Genomic DNA, 15,862 nt, shown 5'->3' on the forward strand with positions numbered 1-15,862 from the left:
TAGTGGAAGGGAATTTTGCTAATCAATCAGAAATCTTATCCCAGGTACAAGCTGGGAAATTATGTGCTGCAGAAGGATTAAGGTGTCTTAAACAACTGAAAGAAACTAACAAACACGCGCGAAAGCTGCGATGCTACCAGCCGGTCTGGAAGTCTGTCCCCCTTTCTGGTTCAAGTATCAAATTCACGGGATCAGAACAAGACATTATCATCATTTTTGATCAGAACAATAATAATCGAAAAAAAATGGAAAAAGCTGGACGGAGAGCTGTATTGGTTCTTCCCGGCGATACTTTTGAGAAAATTTCTGAATGGAGTTACACGGTTTGCCCGGATTCTTACGGCGATTATATAGAACTAATGAAGAATCTGAAAACACAAGCATTTAAAATTTCAGATATCATTCATCTTTGGTCTTTTTTGCCTGCAACTGATCTTGAGCACTCTCTAAAACTAGGTTTTCTATCTGTAACCAGGCTTGCTCAGGCAATTGAAAAAAGCTATGGAATCAATTCAATTAACTGGTTATATGTCTTCCCTGATGAAGCCGTACGAGGTCCTGAAAATGAAGCAATAGCTGGTTTTTTTCAATCATTGCATGAAGAATATCCTTCATTATGTGCCAAGAGCATTGCAATTACTTCCGAAAATGAGGAATATTTCGATTGGCTTTATAACGAGGCTGTTGAAAAAGAAGCAGGGGTTGTTGAAGTTCGGTATTCTGAAAAGCTCCGTTATGTCCGGGGATTTGAAGAAAGGCAAATCAGCACCGCAACTGTTCACTCCCAACTATGGAAAAACGGCGGTTTTTATCTGATAACAGGCGGTGCTGGGGGCCTTGGTCTCTTGATTGCTGAACGTGTACTTAAGCATTACAACAATGTTCGTATCCTTTTAGTCGGGCGTTCCCAATTAAGCGGCGAGCCGAAGAAGCGGCTGCGTAAACTACAGGAATCCGGTTCACATATAAGCTATATGCAAGTTGACGTCTCTAAGCAAGAAGAAGTGAATCAATTATTTGCACAAATAAAGGCAGAGGGAACACGTCTAAACGGTGTGGTCCATGCTGCTGGCACAGTTCGGGATAATAAACTCAGCAAAATGACGCTATCCGGGCTGAATGAAGTGTTGGCCGCTAAAGTGTTTGGTACAAAGTGGATTAATCAAGCCCTTGAGGGAGAACGAGTAGATTTTTTAGTTTTGTTTTCTTCGATGATCTCCTGGATTGGAAATGAAGGGCAGATTGCGTATAGCTTCGCGAATCGTTACCTGGATGCTTGTGCTGAATATTGGAGCAAGCGCGCTGACGGAACTAACGCTGCCAGAATTACACTTTCTATTGCCTGGTCCCCCTGGCTCGAAGGGGGCATGAAAGTACCGGACTCCACAATACACTGGATGGAGAAGCGGATGGGTATTGTACCACTCGGTACCAATCAAGGATGGCAGGCATTGGAGTATACACTTGTAACAGCTTCGCAGAATAAAGGGAACCGGTTTATCGTTGTGGATGGAGCAGAAGATAACGTTCTAAGTCATAAGGGAGGTGAAATCTTGAAACATCTTGATGGGAGTGAACAGTCGGACTTTGGGTCGAAAAATGCATCAACTGATATAGTAGAAAAGACTCAGGCCTACATAAAACGTATCATTTCTGATGAATTGCATGTTCCCCTTTCCAGAATAAAAAGTAAAGATGTTATGGAGAATTATGGTATTGATTCTGTGTTAATTGTTGCCCTAACTAGAAGGTTAGAAGCCGATTTGGGACCTTTACCTAAAACGCTTTTTTTTGAATATAAGACAGTTGGTGAACTGGTAGACTATTTTTTGTTAGAACATCAAGCGAACTTGGAGAAGCTACTTCTCCATGCTTCTTCAAATGTAGCTCATTATTCCCAACCAACTGCTGCATCTGTGATTGAAATGAAGGCATTAGAGAATAACTCAGGTATTTCGACAAATCGTTTTAAATCTAACGGATATAGTCGTTATGAAGAACAGACACTCAATAAGCCTTTCAAAGGTACTTCCAACGAACCCATTGCGGTTATTGGGATGAGCGGACGGTATCCTATGGCCCATGATCTAGATAGGTTTTGGGAAAATCTGAAGTCAGGAAAAGATTGCATAACAGAAATCCCCAGTGAGCGGTGGAATCACGCCGAATGGTTCGACAGCGATAAAAGCAAAGATGGGACTATATATACTAAATGGGGAGGATTCATAGACGACATTGATCGATTTGATCCACTTTTTTTTCATATCTCACCTAAAGAAGCTGAATTAATGGATCCGCAGGAACGCCTGTTTCTAGAAACGGTCTGGCATACGCTTGAAGACGCAGGGTATACAAGACGTTCACTAGATACTAGAAAAGTAGGCGTATATGTCGGAGTAATGTACGGCCAGTATCAACTTTTTGGCTTGGAAGAGACTCATAAAGGGCATCCCGTCGCTCCAAGTTCTTCATTTGCTTCAATCGCTAATCGAGTGTCGTATATTTTTGATTTCCAAGGTCCAAGCCTGGCACTAGATACAATGTGTTCTTCTTCACTAACAGCGATTCATCTGGCATGTGATAGCTTGCGAAAAGGTGAAAGTGAACTTGCTATTGCAGGCGGGGTCAACATTTCGATTCATCCCAGTAAATATTTATTTCTGTCACAAGGTAAATTTGCCTCAACAGACGGGCGTTGCCGCAGCTTTGGTGCAGATGGAGATGGTTATGTTCCGGGTGAGGGCGTTGGTGCAGTATTACTAAAACCTCTGTCCAAAGCTATGGCTGACCGGGACCATATCTATGGCTTAATCCGTGGAAGCGCGTTGAATCATGGCGGGAAAACCAATGGTTATACCGTTCCCAACCCTAAGGCTCAGGGACAAGTGATTTCTGAAGCATTAGACCAGGCACAAGTCTCCCCTGAACAAATAAGTTACATTGAAGCACATGGTACAGGCACGTCTCTTGGCGACCCTATTGAAATTACAGGCTTAAACAAAGTGTTGAGTAAGCGTGATAAAAATATAAAGAATTGTGCCGTCGGTTCTGTAAAGTCGAACATTGGACATCTGGAGTCAGCAGCCGGTATCGCGGGTTTGACCAAAGTCTTATTACAGATGAAACATAAGCAACTGGTACCTTCAATTCACACAGAGGCTTTGAATCCAAACATTGACTTTTCTCAATCGGTACTTTCCGTTCAACGTACTTTAACGCCTTGGGAACAACATAAAGGATCGCGGATAGCAGGTATCAGTTCCTTTGGAGCGGGTGGGGCAAATGCTCATCTGGTCATAGAGGAATGGGATGAAGTTAAGGATCTGCAGGAACCAATAAATTATCAACCACATTTGGTTATATTGTCTGCTCGGAATTATGAAAGGCTTCAAGCCTACGCTCAACGACTACTGACTTATCTGTGTAACTCTGAAGAGAATTATTCATTAAGAGACATCGCATACACATTACAGGTTGGACGAGAGCAAATGGAAGAAAGACTTGCTATTATCTCCCGGCACCCTGAAGAACTCATACAGAAGCTCAGTGAGTGGTTAGTTGACGGCGCGAAAAAAGAAAAGGAAGTATTCAGTGGTAATTGTAAACAGATGGATGAGAACAACTTACTTGATGAGGATACCTACAGTAAGTTTGTTCAATCTCTTCTTGAGCAGAAAAACATTACAAGTCTGGCTCAAGTATGGGTTAGAGGAGCGGATCCTGCCGATTGGAATTTGTTATACGAGGATAGACCGCGTCGAATCCCTCTTCCGTGCTATCCGTTCAAACGCAATCGATATTGGATTGGAAACTCGATAAAGAACAAGTCTCACAAACCATTGAATACTGTAATACGGTTGCACCCACTTATCGGTACCAATGACTCCACATTTAATGAACAGATTTATTCAACTCTGTTTAGTGGCCGAGAATGGATAATTCGCGATCATAAAATTAATGGAAATTACTTGTTACCCGGAGCAGCTGTTGTTGAAATTGCCCATGCTGCTTGCGAGATGGCACTAAATCGTAAGATTCATAGAATTCGAGAGGTGGAGTGGAGAGCTCCCTTAACCTTTTTGGATGAAAACACAGAACTAAAGATCTCAATAAGTTTATACCCGGTAGACAATAACAGGATTAAATTCACACTATGGTCAGGGCAACAGCACAAAGAACCAATTATATACAGTGCAGGAATACTTGAAGTGGCTGGTAATGTTCAGGATACTTTCAAGTCAGAGAAAATTCCCCTATCTGATATTTTAAAGCGTTGTAATAAAAGGCTGGACAAGGGGACCTGTTATGAACGTTTTGCTGATAAGGGACTGGAGTACGGAGACTCGTTTCAATCCATAGTATCCGTTCAATACGGGAATAGTGAGTCATTGGCAGAAATTGTGTTACCAGAGCATCTGGCAGGAGAGTCTGCGAATTTCGGTATTCATCCTGTGTTGCTTGACGGTGCTTTTCAGGCGATTATTGGATGGATGGAAGAACATCACTCGGAAGGATCTTATTTGCCTTTTGGGTTTGAAGAGCTTCATCTGGCAGGTGACATATCAAAGGTTCATTATGTCTATATAAACGAAGAATCTTTGGAAATCGGAATAGATACTAATCCTATGGAGCGGTATTTCAATCTTCGGCTTGCAGATCAACAAGGTTTAGTAGTAGCGGATATCCGCAGGTTCACTATAAGAAAAGCTCTTTCTTCCGCTCATGTTGAAGCATCACACTCCGCAGAAGATCTTGAAGAAACGATGTCTATAATGCGGCCAGTCTGGATTGAAGAAGAAGCAAGCGAAGTGGTCTCTTTTTCGTCTATAGATGGTGATATCCTGTTGTTCGACAGAGGGACAGCAGTATTGGATGTTTTGGTTAAGGAAATCCAAAGATCAGGGGCCGGCGTACAAGTTATTTTAATTGAACCAGGTCAACAATTTATAGCTCTTAATAAGAATCATTATATTATTCCTTTATCTTCACAATATTCATATAATCAACTATTTGAAGAGCTTCTGAACTCAGGAAGAAAACCATCGGCAGTGATACATTTATGGTCACAAACCGCATTTGCCTTAAACGATCAACTGGATGAGTGTTACCAGGAAAGCCTCTATTCCCTGCATTCACTTGTTAAAGGAATTTTACATTCCAAATGGAAATCCTCTATGCGGCTATCATATTTGTATCATTCACTAGGGAAAGAGCAGCCGGTGTACTCCGCTATCAGTGGCTGGTTAAAAACCTTAATGCAAGAACATCCTGCATTCGAATGTCAAAGCATCTGTGTTGATGAAGCTCCGGAGCTATGTACAAGCCAATGGCTGCCTGAATTATTCAAGGAACAGTCGGGAACTCCGGTAATTCACTTCTCAAAGGGTAAACGTCTGGTACGGAAACTTCAACCTGTTCCAATTCAACCTTTAGAGAATAACGTTATGCACACCGTACATCAGGGCGCTTACATCATTACTGGTGGAGCAGGCGGGTTAGGAATGTTATTCGCAAAAGAATTGGCGATTCATTATCCGGGAATAAGCCTTGTATTAACAGGACGTTCCAGTGAGACTCTTAAGCTTAAAGAACATATAAAGGAACTGAATGTATTAAATGCGAATGTTCAGTATATTCAAGCCGATATTTCTAAACGTTCAGAAGTGAACAGGCTTATAACACAGGTGAAATTACAATACGGAGTTGTCAAAGGGATTCTTCATTCTGCAGGTGTCCTAAGTGACGGGTTGATCATTTCAAGTCATCCGGATGAAATAGCACGGGTGCTTGCCCCCAAAGTGTGGGGTTCAGTACTACTTGATGAAGCTACCAAAGATGAGCCCCTTGATTTTTTTGTTTTCTTCTCTTCCTTAACAGGAGAAATAGGAAATCCAGGGCAGAGTTCTTACGCATACGCAAACAGCTTTCTTGATTCCTATTCAAAGTGGAGATCCGGCGAGGAGCTTGAAGGGAGACGAAATGGACAATCTCTCTCTGTTAATTGGCCCTTATGGAAAGAAGGTGGTATGCGCATTGATAATAAACTGCTTGCCGTGCTGCAAGATCGACTACCTGGTCTGTCACCGCTTGATACAAAAAACGGATTTTCCGGCTTACAAATCGGATTGCAAATAAATGAACCTCAACTAGTAGTAGTTCAAGGTGATCCCGTTAAAATATCTTGGTTAACAAGCGGTAGTGAAGCGAGAATACCGTCATTAGCCAGCAATAAGACTGATATTTCATTCGATCATCAAGAAGTGATCCCGAGAATTGAAGTATTCATCAAAGAATTGCTTGCTCGAGAAATTAAACTTCACAAGAGCGAAATTTCAGTGATAGAAGCTTTTGAAGAGTACGGTGTCGATTCGGTGATGATCATGAATATGACAACGGCCTTAGAAAAGAAATTCGGTCCGCTTTCAAAGACGCTGTTTTTTGAGTACCGGAATATTCAAAATCTGGCTAAATATTTGTTAGTGGAATATGAGAATAAGGTTCTAGAACAGTTTGGGGACATTATCCCAAGCTATAATTCCTTTGAGATACTCAAAAACAAAAATCCGCAAAAATTCAATGAATCGGATATTCAAGGCAATAAGAGTGATGCCATTGCAATTATCGGTATTAGCGGACGTTATCCCGATGCTGACAATTTACAAATGTTCTGGGATAATCTCAAGTCAGGGCTTGACAGCATTACCGAGATCCCGGATGAACGTTGGAATCACAGTCTTTATTACAATCCTGATAAATTAAGTAAAGGCACTGCTTACAGTAAATGGGGAGGATTTGTTGATGGGATCGATTGTTTCGATCCGCTGTTATTTAATATTTCACCCCGAGAAGCAAAACTGATGGATCCTCAAGAACGTTTATTTCTTCAAACCGTGTGGCACACTCTAGAAGATTCTGGTTATACAAAATCACGTTTAGCTTCAGACAAAGTAGGGGTGTTCGTCGGAGTCATGTATGCACAATATCAAATGCTGGGGTTGGGATTGGAGGGAAAAGAACTTCCTTCTTCTTCTTTCGCATCCATAGCTAATCGTGTTTCATATTTCTTCAATTTTCGTGGCCCTTCCCTTGCACTCGATACAATGTGCTCTTCCTCACTCACGGCAATTCATTTGGCATGCCAGAGTATCCGGCAGGGAGAAAGCGATGTTGCCATAGCAGGGGGGGTTAACCTTTCCTTGCACCCCCATAAATATGTGCTGCTTAGTCAAGGTAAATTTTCTTCAACAGATGGCCGCTGCAGATCTTTTGGAGAAGGGGGGGATGGGTATGTTCCTGGAGAGGGCCTTGGAGCAGTACTCTTAAAGCCACTCCATAAAGCTCTTACAGACGGAGATCATATACATGCGGTTATCCGGGCTAGCGCATTGAATCACGGTGGACGTACCAATGGATACTCTGTCCCTGATCCGAATGCCCAGGGCGAACTTATTGCTGAAGCGATGAGGAAGGCAAATATAGATCCTAAGCAAATTAACTATGTTGAAGCCCATGGTACCGGAACTTCATTGGGTGACCCTATCGAAATTTCCGGACTGACAAAAGCTTTTGGCAAACCGGTCAATGGGCAACCTAATTGTGCGATTGGATCCGTTAAATCGAATATCGGACACCTGGAATCGGCGGCTGGCATTGCAGGATTAACCAAAATATTACTTCAGATGCAACACAAACAACTGGTCCCTTCCTTGCATGCGGATACATTGAACCCAAACATCAGCTTTAAAGAGACTCCTTTTTACGTCCAGAAGGAATTAACGGAATGGAAAAAACCGGTCTTGAAGCTGGACAATGTTGATAAAGAATTGCCACGTATGGCTTCCCTCAGCTCTTTTGGCGCAGGGGGTTCAAATGCACACCTGATTCTGGAGGAATGGGAGAATGAGGTCTTGGTATCTTCAGATCCTGAACAAGAAGCGCGTCCTCAGTTGATTGTTTTGTCTGCTAGGAATGAAGAAAGCTTGAAGCAGATAGCCCAAAATCTTGCTGTCTTCTTGAAAAGTCCAATTACGAGGGCGCTTCCTGAGAATGACGGGTTACGAACGTTACAAAAACAGATTCAGCAAATGGCAGCCTCCGCTATAAATGTTCAATCGGCTGATATAACACTCCAAGAAGAGCTTCAGGAGTTTGGATTCGATCAGGTTTTGTTCAACAAACTGGAGGAGATGCTACGAGGTACTTTAGCGTTACCTCATATTGTTCTCGATTTTTACAAGTATAGCAGTGTTGAGGAGCTTTCTAATTATATTTGGGAACAGCTGCAACAAAAGACAACTGAATGCAGCGACAGTATTTTCAGCCTTTCGGATATTGCTTTTACCCTTCAGGTGGGCAGGGAATTTATGGAGGAACGCTGGGCGGCAGTTGTAACAGACCCGCAAGATCTGCTTGAGAAATTGACGGCGTTTACTGAAGATAGCGGTATACAGCAACAACCTTGGTTACGTGGAACGGTCAAAAAAGGGAAGATAACTCCGTTTCTTCTCGGTGACGATGAGGACAGTCGGGAGTTAATCGAGCGTTGGACCCGTAAAGGTAAGCTGGATAAATTAGCTGAACTTTGGATCAATGGCGTGAATATTGATTGGATTAAATTTCCGGGTCATCACAACCGCAAAATCATATCACTTCCGTTATATCCTTTTGCTAAGGAGTGTTACTGGATCGATTCTGCTGTCCGTAGAGAATATCATGGCCCTGCTGCGTCTGAAGTTCCGCTAAACCATCCATTTGTAGATGGGATCGATGTGACCCGCAGTATGGAGCATACAGGCTTGGTATATCACAAGACTTACGGATCAAATGACAACGTCCTGAAAGATCACATAATAAAAGGATACCATACATTACCAGGCGCTGTTCTGATTGAAATGGTGTGTGAATCGTACCGGCAGATAAGCGGCTGCAATAAGATTAACATCACCAAGATTGTCTGGATGGTTCCTGTTATTGTACGACAGGATACACTAACTGTTCGCGTGGAATTCACAAGTAATCAAGGTGTACAGCAATTCTATATCCGTAGCGGTGAAAACGAACAAATAGTCACTCATGCAAAGGGGGAAGTGTCATCCAGTAAAGAATACATGGAAGGGGCAACTATCCTTTCTCTAGGGGAAATACGCTCCCGTTGTACAGTTTTGACCACTGGTTCACAAGTTTATAGCCAATTTGAGCAGCGAGAGATGAAGTATGGACCCTACTTCAGAAATATTTCAGAAATTTGGGGCAATACCGACGAATCTCTTGCAGAAATCAGGATTCCTGACATAGCAATATCAGAGCTGGCGTGTTGTAATATTTCGCCAAGTTTGCTTGATGCGGCTTTACAATCAATTACTGGTATCACAGGAATGTCAGATGGATTCTCTTCTACTCAGACGTTGGTTCCGTTTTCGGTGCGGAATATTACTATCCGTAAATCAACGCAGGGTCAAATGTTAGCTTATGTCCTAAAAGTGGCAGAGAACTTGTATGATGTCTCAATTTGTGATCTTAGTGGTAATGTATACGTTTATTTGGAAAATGTTGAATTAAGGGCAACGTCACATTTACAAACTGATATAAAAAAACAGGGGAATGTAGATATGCAGGTTCAGATATCAGCAGGCCCCCCGGCAACTGTTGTACAAGAGAAATTGGAAGCTCAATTCTCAGCGGAAGATCTGCGATTGCAAGCAGAAACAGTCATCCGAAAGGCTTTGTCCTCTGTGCTGCATATTGACGATAATGAATTTGATCATGATATGCCCTACATTGATTTTGGTGTAGATTCAGTGCTTTCCATTGAAATCATCAACCGGATTAATGAGCAATTACGCATTTCACTTCGCAGTGTTGATTTGTTCAACTATGGTTCCATACGTCAGCTAAGCAGTCATTTGGTCAAAGAGTATGCTAAAGAAATCAATGATACTTTAAATCATTCAGAGCCTGCTCCGTCACTTGAACCGCAAAATTTAAATATAAAAGAAGAAGAAGAACAATCTTCTTCGACCATGAGTTCTGTAGACTGCATGGAAAGTTCTGCAGATATTGCAATTATCGGAATATCAGGAAGATTTCCCGGTGCCGATTCAGTCCATGAATTCTGGGACAACCTCTCAAAAGGTGTGAATTCTGTAAAAGTCGTATCGCGCTGGAATGAACAGGATTATTATGACGAGAATTCCCAAAAGGCGGATAAGAGTTATTCCAAATGGATGGGGCAGCTCGCAAATACGGATCAGTTCGATCCTCTATTCTTTTCAATTTCGCCCAAAGAAGCGGCAATGATGGATCCTCAGCAACGGATATTCTTAATGGAAGCATGGCGTGCAATTGAAGATGCGGGATATTCCATTTCTGCTCTGGACAATCAAAAATGTGGTGTGTTTGTCGGATGCGGATCCGGTGATTACATGGATTTAATGAAAGAACATGGTGTTGTACCAAGTGCTTATGCCTTCATGGGGAATGACGAGTCCATTTTGCCGGCGCGAATATCGTATTTCTTGAACATCAAGGGGCCGAGTATTGCTGTTAATACGGCTTGCTCATCCTCACTGGTTGCTCTACACCTTGCATGTGAAAGCATCCGTTGTGGAACAAGTGATTTGGCACTCGCCGGAGGGATATCTGTTCTGAATACCCCAAGAGTGCATGTACTATCCAGCCGTGCAGGCATGCTGTCCCCTGATGGTCAATGTAAGGCCTTCGACAATCAGGCAAACGGATTCGTCCCAAGCGAAGGGGTAGGTGTAGTGCTGTTGAAACCACTGGAAGCTGCGCTGGCGGAAGGAGATCATATCTACGGGGTCATTAAAGGATCGGGTATTAATCAAGATGGAAAAACCAACGGGATCACTGCTCCAAGCGCACCTTCCCAGACAGCACTTGAACTTGATGTATACAAGCAGTTTGGAATTCATCCGTCGGATATACAATACGTTGAAGCGCATGGTACAGGCACCAAATTAGGTGATCCTATTGAAATAGCTGCTTTAACAGATGCATTTCGTATGTATACCGATCAAAAAGGCTTTTGTGCGATTGGTTCTGTTAAGAGTAATATTGGACATGCCCTTCCTGCAGCAGGAATAGCAGGCTTAATTAAAGTTCTTCTTAGTTTAAAACATCGCAAGCTGGCACCAACGATCCTTGTGGATAAAGAAAACGAACACATCGATTTTACGAACTCACCTTTCTTTGTCAACCGACGTTTGTCTGATTGGAATCCTAAACCAGGTAAGCTTCGTTTTGCGGCCATCAGTTCTTTTGGATTTAGTGGTACAAATGCTCACGTTGTTATTCAAGAATCACCTGTGGTTGTAAACAATCACAGAACACGACATCCATATGAATTTGTACCCGTCTCAGCAGCAAGTGATACTGTGTTGCATCAGAAGGAGAGGGAATTGCTTTCTTATTTGGAGGGTGAAGGACGAAGGGTGCCGTTTGAAGATATCGTTTATACGCTTCAGTCTGGTCGTTCGCATTTTTCGGTACGCCACGGATTTATCGTTCGCAATATAGAAGATTTGTGCAAAAAATTGCGAGAACGGTTAGAAGGAAGCAGTAACATTGACGGATATGTTGAAGGCAATCCAAATAAAAAAAGGTCAGAGCTCGATGAAAGGGATCAACCATCAGTTTCTTCAGTAATGCAGCGGTTAACAGATACATCATTATCATTGTCCTTGGACGAGTATAAGGAATTAATAATGCAAATGGCTTCTCTCTTTGTTAACGGGGGAGAGATCAACTTTCATATGTTGCACTCACAAAGCGGCAGACGCAGAGTGTCATTACCGACATATCCGTTTCAGCTGCAACGTTGCTGGTTTGAAGCGCAAACACAGGCTAATTCCGATTCCATACCCGTCGTGTATTCAAGCCTTCAAAAAAAACAAAGTGGAGACGTTCTTGCAACTCATCTAATTACACCGCTGGATAATATGGTCTGTCATCACCGTGTATCCGGACGTAAATTATTTCCCGGTAGTGGGTTTCTTGCTTTGGCCGATCAAGCACTTGTAGATCTGGATGCCGAACGTGTTTTCTCTGTAGCAGATGTAATCTTCCTCAGACCGTTAGTCTTGCAAAATGAGCCGATTAAATTAATGCTCCGGCTTGTAGAACATTCACCATGGTTCTTCGAGATGATTTCAGAGCAGCAAGGAAACTTAATCGTTCATGCAACGGGAGAATTCAAAAAAAATGCGGTACCGTCAACTCCTGGTCAGATCGGAAAACTAGCAATAGAAGACATTCGTACTAGCTGTTGCTCTTCCTATCAAGACGAAGGGATATACAATCAGTTACAGAAAATTGGTCTGGAATATGGCCCGGCTTTTCGTGGTGTAAAAGAAATATGGGGAGGAGCCAACGAAGCTTTAGGAAAATTAGAACTACCAGATTCATGTACCGCGGATAAAGCTTTCGGGCGCTTTCATCCAGCATTTTTGGATGCCGCGCTGCATACAATCGCTGGGCTTAATCCGAGTGTTCAACCCGTAGTGCCTTTTTCATTAAACAGTATTGAGGTATTCAGGCCGCTGCAACAAAAATCTTACGCCCATGTCCTCAAAGAAGGGGAGCGTAGTTATACAGTGCAAGTAACAGACGAGGCCGGCTATATTTGTTTAATTTTGCGAGGGCTTTTATTGATTGAAGTCAATAACAGACCAGCGGATATTGGAGACTCATTATATATCCCGCATTGGAAATTGTCCGAATTGTCAACTTTTGAAAAAGAAAAACCGGCTGATCCTACTATTCTAATCATTGGCCCAGAATTGGATTCAGGCTTGCAGAGGGCACTGAGTGCAGAGCATAAGGGCTGTAACGTGATTAATGTTCATTTTGGAGAAATAACGCGTCGCGTATCTTCGAAGGACTGGATAATTCGAATGACGGACACAGAAGTGTTCAGTGAATTGTTGGAAGATATGCCCAAGATTGATATTGTGTATTTTTTAGGTGGCCTTCAAATCGGTCCCGATACTCAATCTGTTCGTTTAGAAACACTGGAGCAGAGCCAGCAGGAAGGTGTTCTATCTCTATTCCGTCTAGTTAAGAACATAAGTTCTAAAGGGAATCGGGAATCACTCATCTTAAAGGTTGTTACTAATTTTACGGTGCCTGTTCATTCCAATCAGCTACATTTGCCAAACGGGGCAAGTATGCATGGATTTGTCAAATCCTTGGCTAAGGAATACCCGTCATGGAAGGTAAGTATTATCGATATTGATCTTGCAGGTCAACAGGATCTGCAGGATAGTCCGCATAAAATTCACCACCTTGCTAATGCAATTATTCATGAACCTGCTCATCCCAAAGGAGAGGCTGTCGCAATTCGTAATGGGGAACGTTATCAGTGTATTCTCAAAACGCTCTCATTGCACAAGCCGGATAGCATTCCTTTCAGGCATAACGGAGTCTATATGATTCTTGGAGGCGCAGGCGGTATAGGTATGGAGTTGGGTAAATATCTATCCAGTGTTGCACAAGCTCATGTTGTACTTGTTGGCCGTCGTCCAATGGATCAAACGATTGATCTTGGTCTCAAAGAGATCTGTTCATTAGGTGGGACGGCAGATTACATGCAGGCGGATGCTTTAGATCCGGCTTCGGTCTCCCGGGTAGTCGATCAGATTAAAAGAAAATATGGAGCCATACATGGCGCTGTTCATTCTGCCATCGTTCTGCGTGATCGGATTATCGAGAATATGTCAGAAAATGATTTTAGGGCTTCCCTGGATATAAAGGTAAAAGGGAGTGCCGTTCTGCGTCAAGCTTTGGCAGATGAGCTGGTTGATTTTGTTCTATTCTTCTCCTCTATACAATCATTCTCCGGGAATCCGGGACAAAGCAACTATGCTGCTGGTTGTACCTTTAAAGATGCATTTGCTCATGAGTGGAACGTACAAGCATCCTATCCTGTTTTGACTATTAATTGGGGATATTGGGGGACTGTTGGTGTCGTGTCGTCGGATGCGTATAACCAGCGTCTGAGCGCCATGGGCATTCAATCCATAAGCCCGCAAGAGGGCATGGATGTGATCAGTCGTACAATAGCCAATCAAAGTGCTCAAGTATTAGCCTTTAAAGCGGACCGGCATGTGCTTGATCAATTGGGTGTGGAAACAAATTTACCATCCGGCTTCGGTGGGGAGCAGCTGGAACCACCTAATGAATTTCCAGTTCTAGAAGAGTCCGAAAGAGAGAAGATTATTACAGCCTTCAATCATTTAGCAGAATTCGGTAAAAGCCTGTTGCTGAATGCTTTGCGCCAAATGGGAGTATTCCGCACTTCAAGTGAACGTTATGATTCAGCTACCCTTTCGAAACAATTGAAAATCGTTCCGAAGTATGCACGCTTGTTTGGAGCTATGATGAAGATTCTTGAACATTCTGGATTAATCAAACATGAAGGCGGATATTGTGTAACAACGCACCAGATAGATACAATTCCTATTTTTGAGACTTTTGAGCTGATGGAAGTGAAGAAACGTGAACTAATTCTTCAATATTCAGACATCAAAGCGCATCTCGAACTACTGTGGGCGTTATTTCAGAACTACGGAGAAATCCTAACAGGAGAAGTACCAGCTACCGAGATCATGTTTCCAAAAGGCTCAAGTATTCTTGTCGAAAATATCTATAAAAATAATTTAATCGCAGATTATTTCAATCAGATCGTTGCACATTCTGTAGTAGTCCATTTGGAGAAGATCACGTTGCCGCAAGGCAGAACATTGAAAATTCTTGAAATTGGAGCCGGGACAGGTGGAACGACAGCCCATGTTCTTCCATGCCTCAAAAAATATGCAGCGCATATAGAATACGTATATTCTGACATTTCTTTCGGGTTTACCCAATACGGACGGACTAAATTTGAATCAGAGTTCCCCTTTGTCACTTTCAAAACACTTGATATTGAAAAGGATATTCACATGCAGGGCTATGTGGATTCTGAGTTTGATGTAATAGTGGCAACAAATGTTATGCATGCAACCAGTCATATTAACAAAGCTCTTGGCCAATGCCGTACTTTACTTCGTGAAGGAGGTCAATTAATCGTTAATGAACTGACTGAGGTTCATGATTTTGCAACTCTGACTTTTGGATTGCTTGATGGATGGTGGCTGTATGAAGATGAGAAAGTTCGTTTACCGAATGCTCCGTTATTGTCGGCATGTGCTTGGATAAAACAATATGAAGATCAGGGATTTGCTGAAATATCCACACACGGGGCAGAACAATTAGGCCAGAATGTGATTTTGGGAAGTAAGCGTACTTTGATAAACCAATCGGCTCATCCAGTGACTCACGATGCGGATGAAGAAAATATTAAAGGATATATTCAACAAATACTTCGCGACAATCTACAAAAAGCTATGGGTATCGGGGATGAAGATATTCATGAGGAACGCGCTTTTTCATCATACGGCGTAGATTCCATTTCCGGTGTGGATTTAATCCGTAAGATAAACGAAGAATTGCGTATTGTGTTGCGGACTACAGCATTGTTTGACTACAGCACTCTAAAGGAATTAACGGGACACATTTGGAATGAATTTGGTGAAGAACTAATGAATAGAAAGCAGAAGAAAACTGAAAGTGAAAATAAAAATAAAAATGAAAATGAAAATGAGAAAGTTCCGAATGATCATCTGAGATTGCTGGAAAGGCTGGCAGAAGGTAGTCTAAGTGTTAATCAAGTTATTGAAAATTGGAGATGAGCCCCGGGGAAAATCGGCAACTGGTCGTCATTGGTGAAAATGGTCAATGACGACCAGCTTGGGGTTTTACGTGGGAGGGAAATAATTTATTGGTTTAGCAAATTCAGAAAGGGTGA

Annotated in this window: 1 protein-coding gene; it reads left to right on the forward strand. The window is 42.4% G+C overall.

Annotated features, from left to right (window positions below; translation table 11 throughout):
• Positions 1-2 precede the first annotated feature (2 nt).
• Positions 3-15,746, forward strand: a complete 15,744-nt coding sequence (locus AC4G46_RS07410; RefSeq protein ID WP_491127356.1) for an SDR family NAD(P)-dependent oxidoreductase — start codon at positions 3-5, stop codon at positions 15,744-15,746.
• Positions 15,747-15,862 lie beyond the last annotated feature (116 nt).

This window comes from Paenibacillus sp. fava2, assembly GCF_058313675.1.